This is a genomic window from Microbacterium sp. NPDC088619 (assembly GCF_044752825.1).
Taxonomy (GTDB): Bacteria; Actinomycetota; Actinomycetes; order Actinomycetales; family Microbacteriaceae; genus Microbacterium.
In genome coordinates this window covers 137,602-162,862 of the sequence record NZ_JBIVLZ010000002.1, presented here as the reverse complement: position 1 = coordinate 162,862, position 25,261 = coordinate 137,602, and the positions used below count along the sequence as shown (strand labels likewise).

21 protein-coding genes are annotated in these 25,261 nt (G+C 67.1%); 16 read left to right on the top strand and 5 right to left on the bottom strand.

Annotated features, from left to right (window positions below; genetic code table 11):
- Window positions 1–90: 90 nt before the first annotated feature.
- From ACIP5T_RS15225 to ACIP5T_RS15190, 8 genes are read left to right on the top strand one after another with little or no spacing between them, the layout of a single operon-like run.
- Window positions 91–1,761, top strand: a complete 1,671-nt coding sequence (locus tag ACIP5T_RS15225; RefSeq protein WP_400865224.1) for an ABC transporter substrate-binding protein — start codon at window positions 91–93, stop codon at window positions 1,759–1,761.
- Window positions 1,758–2,738 carry an ABC transporter permease gene (locus tag ACIP5T_RS15220; protein WP_210098511.1) on the top strand — a complete coding sequence of 327 codons (981 nt, stop codon included), beginning with the start codon at window positions 1,758–1,760 and terminating at the stop codon, window positions 2,736–2,738. Before ACIP5T_RS15225 ends, ACIP5T_RS15220 begins: the two co-directional genes overlap by 4 nt.
- A complete protein-coding gene (locus ACIP5T_RS15215; protein WP_400865220.1) occupies window positions 2,735–3,649 on the top strand; it encodes an ABC transporter permease in 915 nt (304 codons plus the stop codon). Before ACIP5T_RS15220 ends, ACIP5T_RS15215 begins: the two co-directional genes overlap by 4 nt.
- Window positions 3,646–5,370 (top strand): ABC transporter ATP-binding protein, encoded by a 1,725-nt coding sequence (locus ACIP5T_RS15210; protein WP_400865217.1) that lies wholly within the window; start codon window positions 3,646–3,648, stop codon window positions 5,368–5,370. The genes ACIP5T_RS15215 and ACIP5T_RS15210 overlap by 4 nt, the downstream gene beginning before the upstream one ends.
- 12 nt (window positions 5,371–5,382) lie before the next feature.
- Window positions 5,383–6,552, top strand: a complete 1,170-nt coding sequence (locus tag ACIP5T_RS15205; protein ID WP_400865214.1) for a glycoside hydrolase family 1 protein — start codon at window positions 5,383–5,385, stop codon at window positions 6,550–6,552.
- Between the two features lie 43 nt (window positions 6,553–6,595).
- The gene (locus tag ACIP5T_RS15200; RefSeq protein ID WP_400865211.1) at window positions 6,596–8,137 is read left to right on the top strand and encodes a molybdopterin-dependent oxidoreductase; all 1,542 of its coding nucleotides are present in this window, start codon (window positions 6,596–6,598) and stop codon (window positions 8,135–8,137) included.
- A gap of 38 nt (window positions 8,138–8,175) precedes the next feature.
- Complete coding sequence (metG, locus tag ACIP5T_RS15195) at window positions 8,176–9,753, top strand: methionine--tRNA ligase (protein ID WP_400865208.1); 1,578 nt, start codon at window positions 8,176–8,178, stop codon at window positions 9,751–9,753.
- Window positions 9,754–9,755: 2 nt separating this feature from the next.
- The gene (locus ACIP5T_RS15190) at window positions 9,756–10,640 is read left to right on the top strand and encodes a TatD family hydrolase (RefSeq protein ID WP_400865205.1); all 885 of its coding nucleotides are present in this window, start codon (window positions 9,756–9,758) and stop codon (window positions 10,638–10,640) included.
- On the opposite strand, the gene ACIP5T_RS15185 is transcribed toward ACIP5T_RS15190, so the two are convergent.
- On the bottom strand, window positions 10,622–11,914 hold the full coding sequence (locus tag ACIP5T_RS15185; protein WP_400865202.1) for an MFS transporter: 1,293 nt from the start codon (window positions 11,912–11,914) through the stop codon (window positions 10,622–10,624). The genes ACIP5T_RS15190 and ACIP5T_RS15185 overlap by 19 nt on opposite strands.
- Window positions 11,915–11,987: 73 nt before the next feature.
- Between ACIP5T_RS15185 and rsmA the strand changes: the two genes are divergently transcribed.
- The 7 genes from rsmA (at window position 11,988) to ACIP5T_RS15150 (ending at window position 20,207) form a co-directional block, all read left to right on the top strand.
- A complete protein-coding gene (rsmA, locus tag ACIP5T_RS15180) occupies window positions 11,988–12,857 on the top strand; it encodes a 16S rRNA (adenine(1518)-N(6)/adenine(1519)-N(6))-dimethyltransferase RsmA (protein WP_400865199.1) in 870 nt (289 codons plus the stop codon).
- A 9-nt stretch (window positions 12,858–12,866) separates the two neighbouring features.
- On the top strand, window positions 12,867–13,934 hold the full coding sequence (gene mgrA / locus ACIP5T_RS15175) for an L-glyceraldehyde 3-phosphate reductase (protein ID WP_400865196.1): 1,068 nt from the start codon (window positions 12,867–12,869) through the stop codon (window positions 13,932–13,934).
- 13 nt (window positions 13,935–13,947) lie between these two features.
- Window positions 13,948–14,880 carry a 4-(cytidine 5'-diphospho)-2-C-methyl-D-erythritol kinase gene (locus ACIP5T_RS15170; protein WP_400865193.1) on the top strand — a complete coding sequence of 311 codons (933 nt, stop codon included), beginning with the start codon at window positions 13,948–13,950 and terminating at the stop codon, window positions 14,878–14,880.
- Between the two features lie 100 nt (window positions 14,881–14,980).
- Window positions 14,981–15,994 carry a LacI family DNA-binding transcriptional regulator gene (locus ACIP5T_RS15165; protein ID WP_400865190.1) on the top strand — a complete coding sequence of 338 codons (1,014 nt, stop codon included), beginning with the start codon at window positions 14,981–14,983 and terminating at the stop codon, window positions 15,992–15,994.
- Between the two features lie 155 nt (window positions 15,995–16,149).
- A complete protein-coding gene (gene mmsA / locus ACIP5T_RS15160; protein ID WP_400866981.1) occupies window positions 16,150–17,670 on the top strand; it encodes a multiple monosaccharide ABC transporter ATP-binding protein in 1,521 nt (506 codons plus the stop codon).
- Window positions 17,667–19,025 (top strand): multiple monosaccharide ABC transporter permease, encoded by a 1,359-nt coding sequence (mmsB, locus tag ACIP5T_RS15155; RefSeq protein WP_400865187.1) that lies wholly within the window; start codon window positions 17,667–17,669, stop codon window positions 19,023–19,025. Before mmsA ends, mmsB begins: the two co-directional genes overlap by 4 nt.
- Before the next feature lie 60 nt (window positions 19,026–19,085).
- Complete coding sequence (locus ACIP5T_RS15150; protein ID WP_400865184.1) at window positions 19,086–20,207, top strand: substrate-binding domain-containing protein; 1,122 nt, start codon at window positions 19,086–19,088, stop codon at window positions 20,205–20,207.
- A gap of 154 nt (window positions 20,208–20,361) precedes the next feature.
- Here the strand turns inward: ACIP5T_RS15150 and ACIP5T_RS15145 are convergent, their stop codons facing one another.
- The 4 genes from ACIP5T_RS15145 to ACIP5T_RS15130 form a co-directional block, all read right to left on the bottom strand.
- Window positions 20,362–21,288, bottom strand: coding sequence for a hypothetical protein (locus ACIP5T_RS15145; RefSeq protein ID WP_400865181.1), 927 nt, complete (start codon window positions 21,286–21,288; stop codon window positions 20,362–20,364).
- A 255-nt stretch (window positions 21,289–21,543) separates the two neighbouring features.
- On the bottom strand, window positions 21,544–22,110 hold the full coding sequence (locus tag ACIP5T_RS15140) for a hypothetical protein (protein WP_400865178.1): 567 nt from the start codon (window positions 22,108–22,110) through the stop codon (window positions 21,544–21,546).
- Between the two features lie 269 nt (window positions 22,111–22,379).
- Window positions 22,380–22,907, bottom strand: coding sequence for a hypothetical protein (locus ACIP5T_RS15135; protein WP_400865175.1), 528 nt, complete (start codon window positions 22,905–22,907; stop codon window positions 22,380–22,382).
- A gap of 171 nt (window positions 22,908–23,078) precedes the next feature.
- Entirely contained in the window at window positions 23,079–24,413 is a 1,335-nt protein-coding gene (locus ACIP5T_RS15130; protein WP_400865172.1) for a DUF222 domain-containing protein, read from the bottom strand.
- Between the two features lie 102 nt (window positions 24,414–24,515).
- Here ACIP5T_RS15130 and ACIP5T_RS15125 point away from each other — a divergent pair, with 102 nt between their 5' ends.
- Complete coding sequence (locus ACIP5T_RS15125; RefSeq protein ID WP_400865169.1) at window positions 24,516–25,253, top strand: alpha/beta fold hydrolase; 738 nt, start codon at window positions 24,516–24,518, stop codon at window positions 25,251–25,253.
- Window positions 25,254–25,261 lie beyond the last annotated feature (8 nt).

Here is a 25,261-nt window from a genome sequence, read left to right as displayed (position 1 = left end):
ATGCGCTTACAATCGCTCATGCGGCGTATGCCGTGGGGCGCCCCGACCCCCGGGACCCCCTTCATGACACAGACGACATGAGGTGGCAGTGTGGCGAAGACGCACATGCTCCGGCGCTGGCGGAGAGCCGCGATCGTGGGACTGGCGGCAGCAGCCGTCGTGCTCAGCGGTTGCAGCATCCAGATCAGTTCGCAGCCCGATCCATCGATCGGCGACGACACGATGCTCATCAATGCGGACAAGGGGAACCCGTTCTTCACGCGGAACTTCAACCCGTATCTCACCAACACGCGCACCGCGTCGAGGTGGATCTATGAGCCTCTGATCCTGGTGAACCCGCTCGACGGAACCCAGAACCCCTGGCTGGCGAGCGAATGGTCGCAGCCCGACGCCCGCACGATCGTGATGACGATCCGCGATGACGTCGAGTGGAGCGACGGTGAGAAGCTGACGCCCGAGGACGTGGCGTTCACTTTCCAGCTGCTCAAGGACAACCCCTCGCTCGACATCAAGGGCGCCTGGCAGCACCTCGAGACCGTCGAGGTCGACGGCGATGACGTCATCATGCACCTGCAGACCGATGACGCGCCGTCGCTGCCGATCCTCGGCCAGACCATGATCGTGCCCGAACATCTCTGGTCGGATGTGAAGGATCCGGGCACGTATCGCAACGAGAACCCGGTCGGCACCGGCCCGTTCGTGCTCGGCAACTACAACGACCAGCAGTACTCGGTGGACAAGAACCCCGACTACTGGCAGGCCGACAAGATCGAGATCGAGCACATCGTCCTGCCGTCCACGAACTCGCAGCTCGACACCGTCACGCGCGGCTACGACTGGGCGTACTCGTTCATCTCCGATGTCGAGGGCACGTGGGGCGCAGCGAGCGAGCACAACGCCTGGTGGTTCCCGCCGGGAGGCGTGATCGGGCTGATGCCGAACCTCGAGGTCGCACCGTTCGACGACGTCAACGTGCGCCGAGGCATCGCCCTCTCGCTCGATCGCGAGGAGATCGCCGAGACCGCATCCGAGGGGTACATGGAGCCCGCAGGGCAGACCGGGCTCGTCCTTCCCAACCAGGAGGAGTTCCTCGACCCGAGCATCCCCGACGGGGGCATGATCACGCAGGACACGGATGCCGCACTCGCGGCGTTCGCCGAAGCGGGATACACCCTCGACGGCGACCGCCTCATCGGCGCCGACGGAATGCAGCTCGAGTTCGCGCTGACCACGGCCAACGGCTTCTCCGACTGGACCCGCGCCGCGCAGACGGTGCAGAGCCAGCTGGCGAAGGTCGGCGTCAAGGTGACGCTCAAGCTTCCTCAGCCTGCCGGCTACCAGAGCGCCATCAGCAACGGCGACTTCGAGATGGCCATCGGCGGCATGGGCAACGGCGACGTCTACCAGGCGTACAACAACCTGCTCTCGAGCGAGTTCTACGTGCCGTCAGGGTCCGGCGAACCCACCGCCAACAACTTCGAGCGGTACCGCTCGGACGAGGCCGACGCGCTGCTCAAGGAGTACCGCGAGACCGTCGACCCCGCGCGCCAGACCGAGATCGTGCAGGAGCTGCAGGCCATCGTCTACGAGGAGATGCCGGTCATCGGCCTCTACTACGGCGGCATCTGGGGCCTGTTCAACGATTCCAAGTTCACCGGATGGCCGACAGAGGACGACCCGTACATGATTCCGCAGAACTACGACTCGGCGCCGCTGGGCATCTTCACCCGGCTCGAGCGCGTGAAGGAGGACGACCGATGAAGTACGTCCTTCAGAAGGTCGGACTGTTCGTCCTCACGCTGTGGGCGGCCGTTACTCTGAACTTCTTCCTTCCGCGTCTCATGCCCGGCTCGCCGGCCGACGCCGCGATCGCGAAGCTGTCGCAGAACGGTCCGGTGTCGGATGCGACGCGGGCAGCGATCGAGGCCCAGCTCGGCGTGCCGACCGGGTCGATCTGGGACCAGTACGTGGCCTACCTCGGCCAGGTGGCACGACTCGACTTCGGCGTCTCGTACACGTTCTATCCGCAGACCGTGTCGAGCATGGTCTCGACCGCGCTCCCGTACACGATCGGCCTGGTCGGAATCGTCACGATCCTCGCATTCGTGATCGGCACCCTGATCGGCACCGCCGCCGCCTGGCGCCGGGGCACTTGGTTGGACTCGCTGCCGACGCTGACCGGGTCGTTCCTCAGCACCTTCCCGTACTTCTGGACGGCGCTGCTGCTGCTGTTCTTCTTCGGGTACGTGCTGCACTGGTTCCCGACGACCGGCGCCTATTCGGCGACCACCACGCCGGGCTTCACCTGGGATTTCTTCATCGACCTCGTGCAGCATGCGATCCTCCCGGCGGTGACGATCCTGTTGACGTCGCTCGGCGGATGGATCATCGGCATGCGCAACGCGATGATCAACACCCTCGGTGACGACTACGTGACCTTCGCAGAGGCGAACGGCCTGCACGGTCGTACCATCGCCCTCCGCTACGCCGCACGAAACGCGATCCTGCCGAACCTCACCGGATTCGGGCTCACGCTCGGCGGCGTCGTCGGCGGATCGATCCTCGTGGAGCAGGTGTTCGGCTATCCCGGCATCGGATATCTGCTCTTCAACGCCGTGATCGGGCAGGACTACCCGCTCATGCAGGCGCTCTTCCTGATGATCACCGTGAGCGTGCTCGTCGCCAACTTCCTCGTCGACATCCTGTACGGCGTGCTGGATCCAAGGACCCGCCGATGACCTCCACCATGAATGTCAAGGTTCCCTCCGACCGGATCGCGGCTCCCAGCCCGTGGCGCTCGTTCGCCCGGATGGTGGGCACCCTCTGGTCCAACGGCAAGGCCCGGCTGGGCCTCATCATCCTCGGTCTGTTCATCGTGGTCGCGGTGTTCGCGCCGCTGCTCGCGCCGTACGGCCCCAAGGAGAACACGTTCGAGCGCAACGCCGACGCGTCGGCCGCGCACTGGCTCGGCACCACCGCCGCCGGCGAAGACGTCCTGAGCCAGCTGATCTACGGTTCGCAGATCAGCCTGCTGGTGGGCATGGCAGCCGGCATCCTCTCGACGATCGTCGCGGTGCTGATCGGACTCAGCTGGGGCTACATGCGCGGGTTCCTGGGTGAGGTGGTCGGCTTCATCGTCAACCTCTTCCTCGTGATCCCCGGACTCCCGCTCATGATCGTCATCGCCGCCTACCTGCAGAACGGCGGCATCCTGATGATCATCGCGGTGATCGTCGTCACCGGATGGGCCTGGGGTGCGCGAGTGCTGCGCAGCCAGACCCAGTCGCTCCGGGGCAACGACTTCGTCACGTCGGCGCAGTTCTCGGGCGACAGCCGGGCGCGCATCGTGTTCCGCGAGATCCTGCCGAACATGACCTCGATCATCGCGGGCACGCTCTTCGGAGCGGCGACCGCGGCGATCCTCGCAGAGGCGGGCCTCGAGTTCCTCGGCCTCGGCGACTCCAGCATCGTCAGCTGGGGCACCATGCTCTACTGGGCGCAGAACTCCAACTCGCTGCTCACCGGGCAGTGGCTGCTGCTGTTCGCCCCCGGTCTCTGCATCGCCCTGCTCGCTCTGAGCCTGACACTGATCAACTTCGGCGTGGACGGCATCTCCAATCCGCGCCTGCGAGAGGGGAAGGGCCGATGAGCGCCATGCAAGCGAACACTCGCACGGACGACGTGCTGCTGGATGTCCAGGGGCTGTCCGTCGAATACGCCTCTCCGGGTACGACGCCGGTCACGGCGGTCGAGGACGTCTCGTTCACGCTGCGTCGTGGCGAGTTCGTCGGGCTCGTCGGCGAGTCGGGCTCGGGCAAGTCGACGCTCGGCTTCGCCCTGACACGGCTGCAGAAGCCCCCGGCCCGCATCAGCGGCGGACGCATCCTGTTCGACGGCCGCGACATCCGTGAACTCGACGCCGAGGAGCTGCGGCGTCAGCGTCAGGGCGGGTTCGCGATGGTGCTGCAGTCGGGCATGAACGCGCTGAACCCTGTGCGCACGATCGGCAACCACTTCCGGGACATCTTCGCGGCTCACGGGCACGTCGCCAAGGAGAGCCGCGATGCCAGGGCGCGGGAGCTGGTCGGCAAGGTCGGCCTCGACCCCGTGGTGCTCTCCCGCTACCCGGGTGAGCTCTCCGGCGGTATGCGCCAGCGCGCCTCGATCGCGCTCGCGCTGTCGCTCGAGCCGCAGCTGATGGTGTTCGACGAGCCGACCACGGCCCTCGACGTGCTCGTGCAGCACGCCGTCATGGACACGATCAAGGATCTGCAGCGCTCCGAGCACTTCACCGCGATCCTCATCAGCCACGACCTGGGCATCGTGCTCGAAGCGACCGACCGCGTGATGGTCATGCACGAGGGGCGGATCGTCGAAGACGCGCCGAGCCTCGACATCCTGCACCGTCCGAAGGACGAGTACACGCGGATGCTGCTGAGCCACTACGCCGACCCCCGAGCCGAGTCGATCTCGATCCCCGGATTCGTCGACCTCGGCACCCGGCGACGCGAGGGGCATTCGCGCACCGACCTCACCGAGACCCTGCCCACGGTGTCGCAGCGCGACACCCGCCGGGCGGACGCCGCGATCGTGGTGGAGGGCGTGTCGAAGCGCTACCCGGCTCCTCGTCGCGGTGAGAAGCCGGTCGTGGCGGTCGACGACGTGTCGTTCCGGCTCGAACCCGGCGAGGCTCTGGCTCTCGTCGGCGCCTCGGGATCGGGCAAGTCGACGATCGCGAAGCTCATCACCGGAGTAGAGAAGCCGACCGAGGGCACCGTCCGCTTCGGCGATGTCGACGTCGTGACGCTGAGACGAAAGGGACTCCGCGATCTGCGCAAGGACGTGCAGATGGTGTTCCAGGACCCGTATGCCGCGCTGAATCCGCTGCACACGGTCGAGTACGCGCTGAGTCGGCCGATCCGCAACTACACGCCGCTCCGAGGGCAGGAGGCGCGAGCCCGAGTGCTCGAGCTCCTCGAGACGGTAGGACTCACGCCGGTCGAGCAGTTCGCGGCCAAGCTGCCTCATCAGCTGTCGGGCGGTCAGCGTCAGCGTGTGGTCATCGCCCGGGCGCTCGCGAGCGATCCGCAGGTGCTGATCGCCGACGAGCCGGTGTCGATGCTCGACGTGTCGCTGAGGGCCGGCGTGCTCGCGCTGCTCGAGGACCTGCGTGAGAGGTGGGGCATCAGCATGCTCTACATCACGCACGACCTGCTCAGCGCGCGGCTGGTCACCGAGAACATCCTCGTGCTCAACGGCGGTCGCGTCGTCGAGCGCGGTGAGACCTCTCAGGTCCTCCAGCACCCCGAGGACCCGTACACGGTGCAGCTGCTCGACGCCGTGCCCAATCCATCCCGAATCTCGAAATAGAGAGGAGCACTCGTGCTCACATTCCCTGACGGCTTTCTCTGGGGCGCTGCGACCGCAGCCCATCAGGTGGAGGGGAACAACACGACCAGCAACTGGTGGGCCATGGAGCACGCTCCTGGTTCGTCGATGGTGGAGCCCTCGGGCGACGCCGCCGACCACTTCCACCGGTACCCGGAGGACATGCGTCTGCTGGCGGATGCGGGTCTGAACTCGTACCGCTTCTCTGTGGAGTGGGCCCGCATCGAGCCCGAGCGCGGGTTCGTCTCGCGGGCGATGCTCGACCACTACCGTCGCATGATCGACACGGCACGCGAGAACGGACTCGACCCCACGGTCACACTGATGCACTTCACCGTGCCGCAGTGGTTCCAGAAGGACGGCTTCTGGCGCGCGGACGACGCGGTCGACCTGTTCTCCCGCTACGTGGAGACGGTGCTTCCGATCCTCGAGGGAGTGAAGTACGTCTGCACGATCAACGAGCCGAACATCGCGGCGATGCTCGCCGGGGGAGAGGATGCGGCCAATCTCGTCGCCTTCGGTCTGCCGAACCCCGACCTCGCGGTCGCCGACACGCTGCTCGACGCGCACCACCGCGCCTCCGAGATCCTGCACTCCGTCTCGGGGGTGCAGGCCGGTTGGACCATCGCGACGCAGGCGTTCCACTCCACGGGTGAGCCCGGTGCCGACGAGATGCTCGCCGAATACGGCGACCCTCGCGACCACTGGTACCTCGACCAGTCGGCCGGAGACGACTTCGTCGGCGTGCAGGCCTACACCCGCACGTTCATCGGACCCGAGGGCCCCCGGCCCGTGGCGGACGATGTCGAGACGACGCTCACCGGCTGGGAGTTCTTCCCCGAAGCTCTCGAGATGGGCGTCCGCAGCGCCTGGGAGCGCAGCGGCGGGGTGCCGGTGCTCGTGACCGAGAACGGCATCGCGACGGCCGACGACACCCGTCGCATCGCCTACACGCAGGGCGCTCTCGAAGGGCTGCACCGGGCGATCTCCGACGGCATCGAGGTGAAGGCGTACCAGCACTGGAGCGCGCTCGACAACTACGAGTGGGCCAGCGGGTTCCGCCCGACCTTCGGTCTGATCGGCTTCGACCACGAGACGTTCGAGCGCTCCCCGAAGCCCTCGCTCGCCTGGCTCGGCGAGGTCGCACGTCGCAACGGGCTCTGAGCCGGACGACCCCGGGGCACTGCCCCGGGGTTACCCTCGGATCATGAGCCATGCAGCCCGTACGACGCGCGGCGACACGCTCCGATCGGCGGCCGCCGGCCTGAGCGCGGCGGTCGTCGCGGTCGGCCTGGCGGAGCTCGTCGCAGCGGTGGTCGAGCCGAGCGCGAGCCCGTTCGCGGTGATCGGCAGCGGTCTGATCGATCTCGCCCCCAGCTGGGCGAAGGATGCGGCCATCGCGCTGTTCGGCACGGGCGACAAGATCGCGCTGCTCACCGGGATCGCGATCGTGCTCGTGGCGGTGGCCGCTGTCGCCGGCATCCTGGAGTCCCGCCGAGCGGGTGTGGGATCCGCGATCCTCGCAGCGCTCGGCGTGCTCGCCCTCGTCGCCGCCATGATCCGCCCGGGCGCGGGTCCGTTCGCCTGGCTCCCCGGTCTCGTCGCCGGCGTGACCGCGGTCGTCGCCCTGCGGCTGCTCATGCGCAGGGTGCATCCGATTCCCTATCTTCGCGCCGAGCACGAGGAACGCCGTCAGTTCCTGCTCTGGACCGTCGGCGTCGCCGCCACGGGCATCGTGGCGCTCGCCATCGGCAACGCGGCCCGCGGCGTGACCCGATCGATCGAGACGGTGCGCGGCGCGCTGCGACTGCCGAGTCCGGTCAGCCCCGCGCCGGCGGTGGCGGCGGGCGCCAAACTCGACATTCCCGGTCTCGCCTCCGTCGTCACCTCGAACGACGAGTTCTACCGCATAGACACGGCGCTGATCGTTCCACGGATCGACCCCGCCGACTGGACGCTGCGCATCCACGGGATGGTCGACCGAGAGACCGTGATCACGTGGGAGGAACTGCTCGCCCTGCCGATGCAGGAGTCGCATGTGACGCTCGCGTGCGTGTCGAACGAGGTAGGCGGAGACCTGATCGGCAACGCCCTCTGGCTCGGGCATCCGGTCCGCGAGCTGCTGGCCCGAGCGGGCGTCGACCCGGACGCCGACATGGTGCTGTCCCGGTCGTCCGACGGGTTCACGGCGTCGACACCGATCGAGGCGCTCACCGACGACCGCGACGCACTGCTCGCCGTCGGCATGAACGGCGATCCGCTGCCGATAGAGCATGGATTCCCGGTGCGCATGGTGGTGCCGGGGCTCTACGGCTATGTCTCTGCGACCAAGTGGGTGACCGAGCTGGAGGTCACCCGGTTCGATCGGGCATCCGCGTACTGGACCGACCGCGGGTGGTCGGAGCGAGGGCCGGTGAAGCTGCAGTCGCGCATCGACGTGCCGAGTCGCGGGACTCGGATCGAGTCGGGTGACGCCGTCATCGCCGGCATGGCGTGGCAGCAGCACGTGGGTGTCGAGGGCGTCGAGGTGCGCATCGACGAGGGCGAATGGCGTCCGGCCGAGCTCGCCAGCGCCATCTCGGACGACACCTGGGTGCAGTGGCGTCTCGACTGGTCGGCCGAGAGCGGTGCGCACACGATCGAGTGCCGGGCGATCAGCGCGGACGGCGAGACGCAGACGTCCGATCCGGCGGACGTCGTGCCCGACGGCGCCCAGGGGTGGCACCGCATCGAGGTGTCGGTCGCCTGAGCGTAACGACGCCCCGCATCCCACCTAGAATTGTCCCCATGCCCGCAGGCGAATCGTTCTACATCACCACGCCCATCTACTACCCCTCCGATGTGCCTCACATCGGCCACGGGTACACCTCGGTGGCGGTCGACGCGCTCGCGCGCTGGCACCGTCAGGGCGGCGATGACACGTGGATGCTCACGGGCACCGACGAGCACGGCCAGAAGATGCTCCGTGCGGCGGCGGCGAACAACGTCACCCCGCAGGAGTGGGTCGACAAGCTCGTCACGGAGGCCTGGTTCCCGCTGCTCGAGACGCTCGACGTGGCGAACGACGACTTCATCCGCACCACGCAGGAGCGCCACGAGACCAACGTGCAGACGTTCTTCCAGCGTCTCTACGATCGCGGCTACATCTACGCGGGCGAGTATGAGGCGCTCTACTGCGTGGGCTGTGAGGAGTTCAAGCCCGAGTCCGAGATCGTCGACGGCACCGGGCCCTTCGAGGGCCTGAAGGTCTGCGCGATCCACTCCAAGCCGCTCGAGCTGCTGCAGGAGAAGAACTACTTCTTCAAGCTCAGCGAGTTCCAGGACCGCCTGCTCGAGCTCTACAAGACCCAGCCCGACTTCGTGCGCCCGGATTCGGCGCGCAACGAGGTCGTCTCGTTCGTCAGCCAGGGCCTCAAGGACCTCTCGATCTCGCGGTCGACGTTCGACTGGGGCATCCCGCTGCCGTGGGACGAGTCGCACGTCATCTACGTGTGGGTCGATGCCCTGCTCAACTACGCCACGGCCGTGGGCTACGGCTCCGACCAGGAGAACTTCGACCGCCGCTGGCCCGCCTATCACGTGGTCGGAAAAGACATCCTGCGCTTCCACGCCGTGATCTGGCCCGCACTGCTCATGGCCGCAGGCCTCGACGTGCCCAAGGGCGTGTTCGCGCACGGCTGGCTGCTGGTCGGCGGCGAGAAGATGTCGAAGTCGAAGCTCACCGGCATCGCGCCGACCGAGATCACCGACGTCTTCGGATCCGATGCGTACCGCTATTACTTCCTCTCTGCGATCGCCTTCGGCCAGGACGGCTCGTTCTCGTGGGAGGACCTCTCGGCCCGCTATCAGGCCGAGCTCGCGAACGGCTTCGGCAACCTCGCGTCGCGCACCACGGCGATGATCGAGAAGTACTTCGAGGGCATCGTGCCGCCGCCCGCCGAGTACACCGAGAAGGATCTCGAGATCCAGACGATCGTCGCGGATGCGGCCTCGAACGCGGATGCCGCGATCGAGCAGTTCCGCATCGACGAGGCCATCTCGTCGATCTGGACGATCGTCGATGCCCTCAACGGGTACATCACCGAGAACGAACCGTGGGCGCTCGCCCGCGAAGAGGCTCAGCGCGGTCGCCTGGGCACGGTGCTCTACACGTGCGCCGAGGGTCTGCGCGCCCTCGCGGTGCTGCTCTCGCCGGTGATGCCGCAGTCGACCGAGAAGCTCTGGGTCGCCCTGGGCGCCGCCGAGAGCCTCGGCCGTCTGCAGGATCAGGCGATCCGTGAGGCCGGAGCCTGGGGCGTGCTGCGCCCCGGCACCAGCGTCAACGGCCTCACCCCGCTGTTCCCGCGGGTGGAGTCCGCCGGCTGAGCATGACGTACGTGCAGCAGCGAGACGGCGAGGGGCGTAAGAACCTGCGATATCCGGCGGCCCCCGAGCCTCTCGCCGTGCCCGTCTACGACAACCACGCGCACCTCGAGATCCTCGACGGCGATGAGCCGCTCTCGTTGACCGAGCAGCTCGACCGCGCCCAGGCTGTGGGCATCGCCGGTGTGGTGCAGGCGTCGGGCGACATCGAGTCCTCTCGGTGGGCGGTCGAGGCTGCCGAGTCAGACCCCCGGGTGCTCGCGGCTGTCGCGATCCACCCGAACGACGCCCCTGCCTACGCCGAGGAGGGGCGCCTCGGCGGTGTCGGTCTCAGTGAGGCCATCGCGGTGATCGACGAGCTCGCCGCGCACCCGCGCACCCGGGCGATCGGCGAGACGGGTCTCGACTTCTTCCGCACCGAGCCGGAGCGCCGAGCACCGCAGTTCGAGTCTTTCGAGGCGCACATCGCGCTCGCCAAGAAGCACGGCATCGCGATGCAGATCCACGACCGTGATGCGCACGACGCGGTGCTCGAGACGCTGACCCGGGTGGGAGCGCCCGAGAGAACGGTGTTCCACTGCTTCTCCGGCGGCGATGCGATGGCGAGGATCTGCGCGGATGCCGGATACCACCTGTCGTTCGCGGGCAACGTCACATTCAAGAACGCGCAGAACCTGCGGGATGCCCTGAAGGTGACGCCGCTCGATCGCATCCTGGTCGAGACCGACGCGCCGTTCCTCACGCCGACGCCGCTGCGCGGTCGGCCGAACGCCCCCTACCTCGTGCCGATCACGGTGCGGTTCATGGCCGCCGAGCTCGGCATCGACGTCGACGAGCTGTCTGCGCAGATCGCCGCGAACACCCTGCGGGTCTACGGTTCGTTCGACTGAGGCTCGTTCGACTGAGTCTCGATCGCCTGCGTGTCCGAGACGGGCTTCGCCGACACGATCTGCGAGATCGGCTTCCACACGAACAGCAGTGTGAGCGCGGCGCCGACGAAGGCGAACCACCACGGAGCCGTGAGACCCCAGAACTGGGCGATCACGCCGCCCAGTGCCTGCCCGATGACCATGCCGCCGAACACGCCGACCATGTTGACCGAGGCGACCCGGCCCTGCAGCTCTGGCGGCACGAGGCGCTGACGGACGGTCGTCGAGATCGTGCCCCAGATGAACGCGTAGGCGCCGAAGACGAACATGATCACGAGCGCGACCCACCCGGTGCTGGTGAGCGCGAACGCGAGGTGCATCAGCACTTCGAGCGACAGCACGACACGCATGAGCGTGGCGAACGATACATGCCGTTCGAGCCACCCGAAGCACAGCGTGGCCAGGATGCCGCCGGCGGCGGATGCCGTGGTCAGTGCTCCGTAGCCGACGGCGCCCATGTTCAGATGCTCGGTGGCGTAGAGCACGAGCACACCCCAGGGAGCGGCCCAGGTCACGTTGAACACCAGGATGATGAGCACGAGCATCCGCACCGGCGGGTTCTGCCAGAGCCAGCGCAGGCCCTCGGCGATGTCCGTGTGCACGTGCGGCTTGGCGCCGTCGTCTGCTGCACGAGGGGGCACGGGGGTGCGGGCCATGCGCGAGATCAGCACGACCGCGAGGAGCACGCACAGTATCTCGAGCAGGAACGGCCACGCCGTGCCCGCGGCGAAGAGGAACGCGCCCAGCGGCGGCCCCGCGAACTGGTTCGCCACGAGGTAGCCGGCCTGCAGCCGGGCGTTGCCGATGCCGAGATCGGCCGGCTTCACGAGCATCGGCAGCAGCGTGCTTCCCGCCGTGTCGACGAAGACCTCTGCCGTGCCGTAGAGGAAGGCGACGGCGAGCACGATCCAGATGTTCGCCGTGCCGGTGAGCAGGAAGGCGCAGAGGCCGGCGAGCACGACGGCCCGTGCCGCGTTGGCGAACATCACCAGGCGTCGGCGGTCGAACCGGTCGGCGATGGCGCCCGCGTGCAGACCGAACAGCAGCCACGGGAGGAACTGCATGATGGCACCCGCGGCGACGAGGATCGGCGACGACGTCATCGAGGCGATGAGCAGGGGAGCAGCCGCCAGAGCGACGCCGTCTCCGACGTTGCTCGTCCACGATGAGGCGAGCAGCCAGCGGAAGTCCCTGCCCATGCGACGGGGCGCGATCAGTTCACCGAGGGAGGGCATCACAGAAGACTACTGGCCGGTTCGGACACCGGCGGCGGCGTCGAAGGAAGGGGTGGTGGGGGACAATGGAGCAATGACAGTCACCCTGCTCGGCGCCACCGAGATCCGCCGGCTCGCCGCCGAGCTCGATGTCACCCCGACCAAGAAGCTCGGACAGAACTTCGTCGTCGACGCGAACACCGTGCGCAAGATCGTGCACGCCGCCCGCGTGCAGCCGGGGGAGCGGGTCGTCGAGGTCGGGCCGGGGCTCGGTTCTCTCACCCTCGCGATCCTCGAGACCGGGGCATCGGTCACCGCCGTCGAGATCGACCACCGGCTCGCAGCCCGACTCGCTCAGACCGCGGTCGAGCACGGCGTTCCCGCCGAGAGGCTCACGGTCGTCGATGCCGATGCCCTGCGCATCACCGAGCTGCCCGGCGAGCCGACCGTGCTGGTAGCGAACCTCCCCTACAACGTCTCCGTCCCGGTGCTGCTGCATTTCCTCGAGAACTTCTCGTACCTGAAGCGCGGGGTCGTGATGGTGCAGGCCGAGGTCGCCGAGCGCATCGCGGCCAAGCCGGGATCGAAGATCTACGGCACCCCGAGCGTCAAGGCGGCCTGGTACGGCGAATGGAGGCTCTCGGGCACCGTGTCCCGTCAGGTCTTCTGGCCGGTGCCCAACGTCGACAGCCTCCTCGTCGGCTTCGACCGGTCGGAGGGCGAGCGCGGCACGGAGGACGAACGCCGACTCACCTTCAAGATCGTGGATGCCGCCTTCAACCAGCGACGCAAGATGCTGCGTCAGGCGCTGTCCGACCTCTTCGGCAGCTCCGCCGCGGCATCCGAGATCCTGATCGCGGCAGGAGTCGCGCCGACTGCTCGTGGCGAGGACCTCACGGTCGACGACTATCACAGTATTGCGCGGCACGTCGCTCAGATCGAAGACGCCGCCATCACCGGCTAACCTGGCACGGTGACCGAGTCTCCCCGCTTCCGTCCGAACGTCCCTGAGCTGCACCGGCCGTACGCCGCCGATGAGAGCCGCTACCAGCAGTTCGAGTATCGCCAGGTCGGCACCTCAGGGCTCTACCTGCCGCCGATCTCGCTCGGCCTGTGGTGGAACTTCGGCGACAACATCCCGCTCGACAACCAGCGTGCGCTGCTGCGTCACGCATTCGACCGCGGCATCACGCACTTCGACCTCGCGAACAACTACGGTCCGCCCTACGGCTCGGCCGAGAAGAACTTCGGCCGCATCTTCGCCGAGGACTTCCGCCCCTACCGCGACGAGCTGATCATCTCGTCGAAGGCGGGATGGGACATGTGGCCGGGGCCCTACGGCGATCTCGGCAGCCGCAAGTACATCCTCGCGAGCGCCGAGCAGTCGCTGACCCGCATGGGCCTCGACCACGTCGACATCTTCTACTCGCACCGTGCAGACCCCGTGACGCCGGTCGCCGAGACCATCGGTGCGCTCGACACGCTCGTACGTCAGGGCAAGGCGCTCTATGTGGGCATCTCGTCGTACAGCGCCGAGCGCACGGCCGAGGCCGTCGCCGTCGCGACCGAGCTCGGCACCCCGCTCGTCATCCACCAGCCGGCGTACTCGATCCTCAACCGCTGGGTCGAGGACGGTCTCACCGAGACCCTCGAGCAGTCCGGTGTCGGCGCGATCGCCTTCACGCCGCTCGCGCAGGGTCTGCTCACCGACAAATACCTCGGTGACGGCACCGCACCGCGGGCGCAGAAGCGCGGGTCGCTGCCGGATGCTCCACTGCCGGATGCCGCCGTGCAGACGCTCCGATCGCTGAACGCCATCGCCGAACAGCGCGGACAGTCTCTGGCTCAGATGGCGATCCAGTGGACGCTGCGCAACCCGGTGGTCGCCTCGGCGCTGGTCGGCGCGTCGCGCCCCGAGCAGCTCGACGAGAACATCGCCGCCGTCAACGGCCCGGCGTTCACGGCTGACGAGCTCAGCCGCATCGACGAGGCGGCCGGGGCCATCGACGTCGACCTGTGGGCGTCGTCCACGGAGCTGTGACGGGAGCACCCGGATGAGCTTCGCCGCCCCCGCCGACTCCGTGCATGTACGCGCGCCGGGCAAGATCAACGTCTACCTCGGAGTGGGCGGCCGTCACGACGACGGGTACCACGCGCTGGCGACTGTGTTCCAGGCGGTGTCGCTGTACGAGGACGTGATCGCCCGGCATGCCGACGACTTCTCGATCACGGTATCGGGGGTCGAAGACCCCGACACGGTGCCGCTGGACGATCGCAACCTCGCGATGCGGGCGGCGAAGCTGCTGGCGACCGCCGCGGAATACGGCGGCGGGGTGGCGCTCGAGATCCGCAAGAGCGTGCCGGTCGCCGGGGGCATGGGAGGCGGATCGGCGGATGCCGCTGCCGCCCTCGTGGCCTGCGATGCGCTGTGGGGCACCGGGTTCTCGACGGCGCGCCTGCACGAGCTCGCGGCACGCCTCGGTGCCGATGTGCCGTTCGCCCTGCACGGGGGAACCGCCGTCGGCACAGGCCGTGGAGATCAGCTGAACCCGGCACTGGCGAGGGGACGCTTCGACTGGGTGCTCGTCCCGAGCGACGAGGGGCTGTCCACGCCTGTCGTCTATGCGCGGCTCGACGCTCTGCGCGATGCCGAGGGCGCGCTCGCCGACGATCCGCCTCTGTCCCTCGAGGTTCCGGCGCCGGTGCTGCAGGCGCTGCGCTCGGGGGATCCGGATCTGCTGTCCGAGAGCATCTACAACGACCTGCAGGAGGCCGCTCTGCATGAGCGGCCAGAGCTCGAGACCACGATCCTGCGCGGCATCCATGCCGGAGCCCTGCAGGGGATCGTGTCCGGTTCAGGGCCCACGGTCGCACTCCTCTGCGCGAGCCCTGAGGGTGCGCAGGAGGTCCAGGCGCTGCTGCGCGAGCACGGGCTCGAGTCGCTGCACGTGCACGGCCCGGTGCCCGGCGCCCGCATCCTCGCCTGACCCGCTCCGTCCGCCCTCTCGCGTCGACGACGTGCGTTCGGCGTGCCTGGCGTACATAATGAAGTGACGATGTGACCGTGCACATACAAGGAGGTCTGTGATGTCGACTGCCTCCGAGCGTGCCCGGATGCCGAGCATCCGCGATGTCGCTCGACTCGCGGGGGTGTCGCACCAGACCGTCTCGAGGGTGCTGAACGACCACCCGAGCATCCGTCCTGAGACGAAGGCCAAGGTCCTCGACGCCATCGCGGTGCTCGACTATCGCCCCAATCTCGCCGCGCGGGCGCTGGTGACCAGCAAGTCGAACATGCTGGGCATCCTCTCGGCCACGGTGGGGGAGTTCGGGCCGACGTCCTCGATCGTCGGCATCGAGGATGCCGCTCGCGAGGAGGGGTATTCGGTCTCGACGCTGAACCTCTCGGCCACGACGCCCGAGGCGATCGGCAACGCCCTGCGGCAGCTGGCGCGCGAGCAGGTCGACGGCATCGTGGTCCTGGCGCCGCAGGTCCGGGCGTTCCATGTGCTCAAGGGCATGGCTGTCGAGATGCCGTTCGTATCGCTGCAGACCGCCTCCGGGTCCGATGGGGTGACCCTGTCGGCCGATCAGGTCGCCGGTGCGCGCACCGCCACCGAGCATCTGATCGCACTGGGGCACAGCGACATCATCCACATCGCGGGGCCGCAGGACTGGATCGAGGCCGAGTCGCGTATGCGCGGGTACCTGGATGCGCTGCGCGAGGCCGACCTTCCGACCTTCCCGCCGATCCGCGGCGACTGGACGGCGGACTTCGGCTACTTCGCGGGCCAGGAGCTGTCGCGGCGACGCGATTTCACAGCCGTGTTCGTCGCGAACGACCAGATGGCGATCGGTCTGATGCACGGCTTCCGGGATGCCGGCGTCCGCGTGCCGGAGGACGTGAGCGTCGTCGGCTTCGACGACATCCCGGTGGCCGCGCACGTCGCGCCGACTCTGAGCACCGTGCACCAGGACTTCCCCGAGCTCGGGCGCCGGGCGGTGCGGCTCCTGCTCGCGCAGATCCGGGGTGAGCAGGTGCCGCAGTTCGGGCCGCTCCAGACCACCCTGCGCACGAGGGAATCGTCCGCACCTCGATAGAGCCACAATTTCGCTCGTGGTCTTGACAGCGTCTCAGCGAGCGTAGACTATGTAATCCAATGTGAACGGTCACATCGAAGGTGACCGCCCGTCGCGAGGAAGATCTTGTGAGCACCACAGCAACGTTGCCGGTCGTGTCAGGCCCCATCCTGGAGATGCGCAGCATCACCAAGGAGTTCCCGGGTGTCAAGGCGCTGTCTGACGTATCCATCACCGTCCGCGCAGGAGAGATCCATGCGATCTGCGGGGAGAACGGCGCCGGGAAGTCGACCCTGATGAAGGTCCTCTCCGGCGTGTACCCCTATGGCTCGTACGAGGGGGACATCCTCCTCTACGGCCAGGAGCAGCGCTACCGAGACATCGCGGCCAGCGAGCAGGCGGGCATCGCGATCATCCACCAGGAACTCGCGCTGATCCCCGAGCTCTCGATCACCGAGAACATCTTCCTCGGCAACGAGATCCGCCGCTTCGGCGCGATCGACTGGCGCGCACAGCGTCAGCGCACGGTCGAGCTGCTGGCCCGCGTCGGGCTGCGCGAAGACCCCGACGTCGCCATCAAGACGCTCGGTGTCGGCAAGCAGCAGCTGATCGAGATCGCGAAGGCCCTCAACAAGGACGTCAAGCTCCTCATCCTCGACGAGCCCACCGCCGCCCTGAACGAGAACGACTCGCAGCACCTGCTCGACCTGATCCTGGGCCTCAAGGCCAAGGGCATCGCGTCGATCATGATCAGCCACAAGCTCAACGAGATCGAGCAGATCGCCGACGAGATCACGATCATCCGCGACGGCCGCACGGTCGAGACGCTCGACATCTCGCGCGGCGAGATCAACGAGGATCGCATCATCCGCGGGATGGTCGGCCGCTCGCTCGAGAGCCGCTACCCCGACCGCACCCCCGAGATCGGCGAGGTGTTCTTCGAGGTCAAGGACTGGTGGGTGCAGCACCCGACGGTCTCCGAGCGCATGGTCGTCAAGGGATCGAACCTCGATGTCCGCCGCGGCGAGGTCGTCGGCATCGCCGGACTCATGGGCGCGGGACGCACCGAGTTCATGATGAGCATCTTCGGTCGCTCGTACGGCAACTTCCTGGGCGGCCAGATCGTCAAGGACGGCCGGGAGATCTCGATCCCCGACGTCTCCTCCGCCATCAAGCACGGGCTCGCGTACGTCAGCGAGGACCGCAAGGTGCTGGGGCTCAACCTGCTCGACACCATCAAGCGGTCGGTCGTGGCGGCCAAGCTGTCGAAGATCTCGAAGCGCGGCGTCGTCGACGAGCGCGAGGAGTACTCGGTCGCCGAGCGCTACCGCAAGGCGCTGCGCATCAAGACGCCGAGCGTCGAAGAGGGCGTCGGCAAGCTCTCGGGAGGAAACCAGCAGAAGGTCGTGCTGGCGCGGTGGATGTTCACCGACCCCGACCTGCTGATCCTCGACGAGCCCACCCGCGGCATCGATGTGGGGGCGAAGTACGAGATCTACGCGATCATCAACGAGCTCGCCTCGCAGGGCAAGGGCGTCATCGTCATCTCCAGCGAGCTGCCCGAGCTGCTCGGCATCTCCGACCGCATCTACACAGTCTTCGAAGGTCGGGTCACCGACTGCATCCCGGCCGACCAGGCGACACCCGAGGCCCTCATGCGCAGCATGACCTCCGCGACTCAGAAAGCATCAGCATGACCACCGACCTCACGACAACGAAGCGCGGCTTCCACTTCGGCGACATCCGCAAGATGTTCGGAAGCAACGGCACCTCGTCACTGCGCCAGTTCGGCATCCTCGGCAGCCTCATCGTCATCATCGTCCTCTTCGAGGTGCTGACGCTGCTGCGCAACGGACCGAACGGCGCGACGCTGACGTCGGGCAACCTGATCAACGTCATCAACCAGTACTCGTTCATCCTGATCCTCGCGATCGGCATGGTGATGGTGATCATCATGGGACACATCGACCTGTCCGTCGGCTCGGTGGCGGCCTTCACCGGCATCATCGTCGCGAAGTCGATGGCCGACTGGAACCTCCCTTGGCCGCTGGCGATCCTGCTCGGCCTCGGAGTCGGCGCCCTCGTGGGTGCTTGGCAGGGGTTCTGGGTCGCGTACGTCGGCGTGCCCGCGTTCATCGTGACGCTCGCCGGCATGCTCTTCTTCCGCGGGGCGCAGCAGTGGATCGGCGACGCTCAGACGATTCCGGTGCCCAAGGGCTTCCAGGTGATCGGCACCGGCTATCTGCCTGAGGTCGGACTTCCGCTCGACTTCAACGTGCCGACGATGCTCCTCGCTCTGGTCGCCGTGGCGTGGCTGGTCTTCTGGGAGATCCGCACCCGTCGCCAGCAGCACAAGATGGGCTCCGACAGCGCGCCCCTGTGGGTCAGCGTGGTCAAGGTCGTGCTGCTCTCGGTCGTCGTGCTCGCCGCGGCGTGGATGTTCGCCACCGGTCGCCCCGGCACGAGCTTCCCGGTTCCGGGTCTGATCCTGCTCGCCCTCGTCATCATCTACTCGTTCATCACCCGCAACACGGTGTTCGGGCGTCACATCTACGCCGTGGGTGGCAACCGCCAGGCCGCACGCCTCTCCGGTGTGAAGGACCGCTGGGTCGACTTCTTCGTCATGATGAACATGTCGATGATGGCCGCACTCGCCGGCATGATCTTCGTCGCCCGCTCGCAGGCCTCCGGCCCCAACGACGGCACCGGCTGGGAGCTCGACGCCATCGCCTCGGTGTTCATCGGTGGCGCCGCCGTCGCCGGTGGCATCGGCACCGTGATCGGGTCGATCATCGGTGGTCTGGTCATGGCCTTCCTCAACAACGGTCTGGCGCTGCTCGGCCAGGGTGCCGATGTCGTCTCGATGATCAAGGGCCTCGTGCTCCTGCTCGCCGTCGGCATCGACGTCTGGAACAAGCAGCAGGGCCGCCCGTCGCTCATCGGTCTGCTGACGCGCCGCTCCGCTCTCAGGAGCGACCCGGAGGCGAACTCGACCTTCGAACCCAACAGGACTTACCAAGCCCCTCCCGTCGACAAGACAAGGGCCGAGTAAGCGGAATCTCCGCGCAGTGCTCGCACGCAGAATCCGTCACATCACACAGAAAGAGATCACATGAAGAAGATCATCGTCACAGCGACAGCGCTCGTCGCGACGGCTGCCTTCGCACTCACGGGCTGCTCCGGTGAGCGCGGCGGCGGAACCGACACGGGATCCGGCGAAGAGGCCGAAGCAGGCTTCGCCGCCGACTCTCCGATCGGCGTCGCGCTTCCCGACAAGACCAGTGAGAACTGGGTCCTCGCGGGCCAGCTCTTCACCGACGGCCTCGAAGAGGCCGGCTTCAAGGCCGACGTGCAGTACGCTCCGGCGAGCAACACGGTCGCCGAGCAGCAGAACCAGATCCAGGCCATGGTCACCAACGGTGCCAAGGTCATCATCATCGGCGCGAAGGATGGCAAGCAGCTCGCCACCCAGGTGCAGGCCGCCAAGGATGCAGGCGCATACGTGATCGCGTACGACCGTCTGATCGAGAACACCGAGGCAGTCGACTACTACGTCGCGTTCGACAACTTCAAGGTCGGCCAGCTGCAGGGCCAGGCTCTGCTCGACGGTCTCGCCGAGCGCGCAGGCCACGAGGCTCCGTACAACGTCGAGCTCTTCTCGGGCTCGCCGGATGACGCCAACTCGAAGGTCTTCTTCGACGGCGCCATGGACGTGCTCCAGCCGGAGATCGACAACGGCAACCTCGTCGTCGTCTCCGGTCAGACCGAGATCGCGCAGACCGCGACCGAGGGATGGCTGCCGGAGAACGCACAGAACCGCATGGACACGCTGCTGACCTCGTCGTACAGCGGTGACACCGTCGTCGACGGTGTGCTGTCGCCGAACGACACCCTTGCTCGCGCCATCATCACTTCGGTGCAGCAGGCCGGCAAGCCGGTTCCGGTCGTCACGGGTCAGGACTCCGAGGTCGAGTCGGTGAAGTCGATCATGGAGGGCATCCAGTACTCCACGATCAACAAGGACACCGCGCTGCTCGTCGAGCAGTCGATCAAGATGGTCGGCCAGCTGCAGAAGGGCGAGGACGTCGACGTCAACGACGAGGAGTCGTACGACAACGGCGCCAAGATCGTTCCGGCATACCTGCTCGACCCGATCATCGTCACGAAGGAGAACGCCGCTGAGGCGTACGCCAACGTGCCGAGCCTCCTCGAGATCGTGAAGTCGTACCAGTAAGCGATTAGCCCTTGCCGAGGGCGAACGAAGAGCCGTCCGGGTCATATGACCCGGACGGCTTCTTTGTCATGTCGGGTCGACTTTTCACACCGCGCGCTGGCGAGCCGCGGGCGGGAAGCGGACGTCCTGTCGGAGGACGTCCGCACACGGTGCACTAGCCCCAGAGGGGGTCGTCGGGATCGGGAGAGTCTGTGCCGTCGGCATCTGTCATGATGCGCGCCTCAGCGATCCACGACGTCAGAGGGCCATCGCGGAGGAGATGAGGTCGCGGTGTGTCGAGCAAAGCGGCGGCGGTCACCTTGTCCAGCGGCTCATCGCTCGCGAAAATGACGACGTTGCCGAGTTGCCCTTCCGCATCTTCCGGCTCTGCGTCGAGCACGACAGCGACGTGATCGAACACGGTGCTCAGGGTCGCGGCCTGTCGTCGTGAGTATTCGAACGGATGCCCGTCGAGCAGGTTCACGGCGACCACGCCCGCTGCTGCGGAGCGCGCGGCGACCCGGCGGTAGAACTCCTGGCTGGCCACACGATGCCGGATGACGGCGGCATCCCAGAGATCGACGACGGTGAAGCACGCCTCCACCCAATCGGTGTCGATTGCGGTGGGATCACTCGCTGCGTCGTCGAGTCCGGGGGACGGAGGTGACTGCACCGGCGATGGCTTCTCATTCGGAAGCGCCGCGTCCGCGACCGTCCGAGCGTCGCCGAAGATGACTCGTATGTCGGAGCCGGGAGGCAGTGGCAGCGCGGCGATGACGGCGGCGTACAGTGCGGGTTCGAACTCCACCACCAGCTGACGTGATCCGGCGCGTGTCGCCTGGACGTAGCGTGCCAGCGTGAGTGCTCCGGCCCCCAGGTGCACGGTGAACAGCGGCGCATCAGGCTCGGCGGCGGCATCCATTGCGCGGGCGATGTGTTGGGTGTAGCTGTACTCGAGGGAGGTGGGTTCGGTGATCGAGACGACGGACTGCGCGATTCCATCCACGCTGAGCTCGAAGCGACCGGGTCGCCTTCTCGACTGCACCAGCTTTGCCTTGCGGTTGGCTAGTGAGAGCGAGAACACCCGGCGACTCCATGGCACCTGTCTAGTTTAGGCCGGAGGGGATCGGTCGGAGGCTGCCTCTCGAGGAGCGGGGCGCCGTAGGCGTATTCGCTCTCGAAAGGCGAGGAACGTCTAGCTTCACGCGACTACCCAGGAGGCGTTCGCCAATGTGTCGAGCCTTCTCGAGATCGTGAAGTCGTACCAGTAAGCGATTCCGCTCTCACAGCAGACGAGCCGTTCGGACCTTCGGGTCCGGGCGGCTCGCTCGCTTTCCCCCTGCGTCTATCGGGATGGTCAGCACCCGATGCCGTCGGGGTCTTCCTCGCACGTGTGAGCGACGAGGGCGGTGCGGGCCTCGAGGATGCGGATCTCCTGAGTGGGGCCGTCGGTCGTGAGTCGTCCTGCGACCGGCATCCAGCTGCCGCCGACGTAGATCTGGGCGCTGTACCGGATGTCGACGTCGGCGAGATAGGTACCGGGCTCGCGGTATACGTGGCTCGTCGGGGTCGGGGTGAACTGGGCCTGACCGAGCGTCTCCCAAGTCTGCCCCGGCGTGGTCAGCGTCGCCGAGCTGCCATCTCCGTAGGTGTAGTCGTATGCGGCCGGGGTGAATCGCACGCGCAGTGGGATGCCGAACAGCTCACCGCTCTGCTCCTGCACCGAGGCGGCACCGAGGAAGTTGGTCGGCATGCCAGCGATCCCGACGTCGCCCGGTTCGGCGGTTGCGAGAACGGATGCCGGCGCGAAGCGCACCAGGTCGGAGATGGTGATCGTCGGAGTACCAGGCGCCGACGGATTGGCAGCCGGGGACGCGGGCTGGTTCGCGCGGCGCGCGCACCGTGTGGTGCCCGAATCGTTCATGCACGCCGCGAGGTCGATCGCCTCATCGCTCGGCCCCGTCCGCGTGCCGGGACCGGCTTGGTCGCCTGGGCCGCCGTTGCTGCGGGGTGGGTCCGTGCCGGGATCAGTGCTCGGCTGTTGCTGAGTGCCTGAGATCTCAAGGGAGTTGCCGTTGTTGGCCCCGCAGATGCCCAGCAATGCGGATTGCTCCGAACATGTGGGTGTGCTTGCTGACGCCGAAGCAACGGGCATAACCGCGACCAATACAGCGACGAGCGCGCTCACTCGGTTCAGCACGTCGAGCCTTCCCACGTGATCTCGTCAGAGATCAACAGGGAACTGATGGCACCTTGAAGGGTCACTCGTTGCGCGACGGTGTCGCCTCGCTCGGGAGGCGTCACATCAGCACGAGATTCGTCAAGCAGCGTGACGTCCGACGCGTCGAGGCACACAATGCCGATGATGGTCGCGACGCTGTCGTCCAGCACGAAAGAATCACCGACGAAAGACTGAACTACCGCGGTCCCCTTTGCCTTTAGATCATTCGAGGACAACAGATTTTGGGTGTCGATGTCGCCTTCAAGGGCGAGTCCTGTTAAGTAGCGCTGCGGATCAGCGGTTTCCTCACCAGCGCGTCTTGCGTTCCCAGCATCGTTGTACGCCCGGTAGACCTCTTCCGCTGCCGCGAACGCCTCTTCCTCGCTGGCGAAGGCAGGCGTTGGCGTGGTAACCGGAGCGGGCGCCGGTGCGCACCCGAGCATCTGGCTGAGCGTGATCGCGACGATCACGACAGCCGCGGTTCTTCCACTGGTTTTCATCGCTGTCTCATTCCGGGAGCAGCTGCCGATGTCGGTCCGGTTGGGACCGTTGCCGATGTCGCTTCAGCGGAGGGCGTTGACGAGTGTCGAGAACGAGGAGAGGTCACCGCGCAACCGTAATGAATCCGAGCTCAGCGCCGTCGTGGTTATCCACAGCGCGACCATCGTCGGTCAGAAAGGCGCGCGCACGGCATCCGACTCGGTGAAGGTCACCGTGTTCGGTGCAGGAGGGGTGTCGATGTAGGTGCGGCCGGTAGGGCTCGTCCATTCCATGACTCCGCCCGGCTTCTGCTTGACGTGCCAGGGGGAGTGGTGTTTCAGAACGTGATGTCGGCGACAGAAGAATGCGAGGTTCGTGTCGCAGGTCGCGCCACCCGTCGAGGCTGCGTGATTGTGGTCTAGATCGCATTTGCGCGCCGCGATCCCACAGGCGGGGAATCGACATCGTTGGTCACGCGCCCGCAGATGCCTGCGCAGGTGGCGGCTCGGTCGATAGCGGTCGACCGCGAGCACTCGACCGCTGATCGGATGCGTCAGCACCCGATCCCACCCCTTCGTCTGACCGGCCATGGTGCGTGCGGTGTCGACATCGATCGGGGTCCGCCCGTCGAGCTCGGCGGGTGGCGCCGTATCGGCATCCGACGCCTCGTCCGCATCGTCATCCATCAGCGTCGTCACCGGCACGGTGATCTCGATGCGGGCACTGATCGCTCCGAGCAGTCCGTCTTCGCTGTCGTGACCTGTCGGCTGTCCGCTGAGCACGAGGTCGGCGAGCAGATCGGCGCGGATCTCATCGATTGTCCGATCATCCGGCTCGAACTCGCTGCCGTCGCGAGCCGCCTGGCGCTTCGCGCGACGGTTCTCGTCGCGCAGTGCATGCGCCATCTGCGAGAGGCGGTCGAACATGCCGTGGACGAGCGCGGCAGGCGCGTGCGTGTGCAGCGCAGCCATCCCGTCTTCGCCGTCCGTCATCCACACCCTCCGCTGAGACCTGGCCCGACGATGTCTCTCGGACACCGTCGTGGGTGCGAATCGCTCCGCCACGCGGCGCGCGAGGGCGCGCAGACGGTTGGGCGACTCCGCCTCGGCGATCGGGAGGATGACCGCGGAGTACTTCTCACGATCGCTGGGCGACTCGATGCCCGATCCCGCGTCGACGATCACCCGGGAATGGGCCGGGCTGATCCGCCCCGCCCCCTGCGCGGCCCACACTGCCGGGAACTGATCGACCAGCAGCTCTGCGGCCGCCATCCGCCGCTCGATCGTGCGATCGCTGACGCGCTGAACAGCGCCGATCTCGGCAGCCACAGTGCGGAGAGAGTGGTCTCCGCGATCGGGATGATCGCCCTGCCTGGCGATGTCGATCGCCAATCGTCCGGCGATGGCCAGCAGCCCGTCGCGTGCGGCGCTCATGCTGCTCAGCGTCGCCTCCGCGACCTGCAGCGCGTCGACGAGATCGGCGAGTGTCGCCATCTGTGCGTCTGTCGCGTCGAGCAGTGCTGTCATGTCATAAGTAGATCAGAGACCACCGACATTCGAAGATAGATACGAGACATTCCGATCGGGACATGATTACGAAGAGGTAACGAACAGTGCCACACTGGCGGGATGCTTCTCCACGCGATCGATACCGGAACAGGCCCACGCACTGTGCTACTGCTGCACGGAATGATGGGGTCTTCCGAGAGCTGGTGGCGCCTGATCCCGCCGCTCGCAGCCAACGGCCACCGCGTGATCGCTCTCGATCTGCCCGGTCACGGCCTGTCGGATCGTGACCCGCGCCTCACGATCGGGCAGGCGGCGGCGTCTGTGGTCGAGACGGCTCAGCACCTCGCCCCCGGGCGCCCGCTCGCAGCCGTCGGCCATTCCTATGGGGCGACCGTACTCGCCGCGGCCGCCGAGATGCTGCAGCCTGACCTGTCCGTCTATGTCGACGCAGCGCTCTCCCTGACCGGAGGTCACGACCGCGCAGCACTCGCCGCGCAGTATGAGCGCGACCGCAGAACGCGCCTGTCTCCGGAAGAGCTGCTCGCCTCCCGCCCCTTCTACTCCGCGAAGGATGCCGAGGTCGAGGCTCGCGCCGCTGCACTCTTCGACCCGGCGACGACCGCATCCATCTCCTGCGATACGGATCACTCCTGGCTCCCCGACGCCGGCTCGATCGTCGTGCGCGCAGACCCGAGCGCGTGGGTCAGCGACGACGACGCCCGCAGGCTCATGGCGAACGGCGCCGACGTGCGCAGCATCCCCGGGGCCGCGCACACCATCTGGTACAGCCATTTCGACGAGTTCACCGCAGCCCTCCCCGAACTCTTCGGCTCACCGGCGCCAGAAAAGCTGTCGTAGCCTCGGAT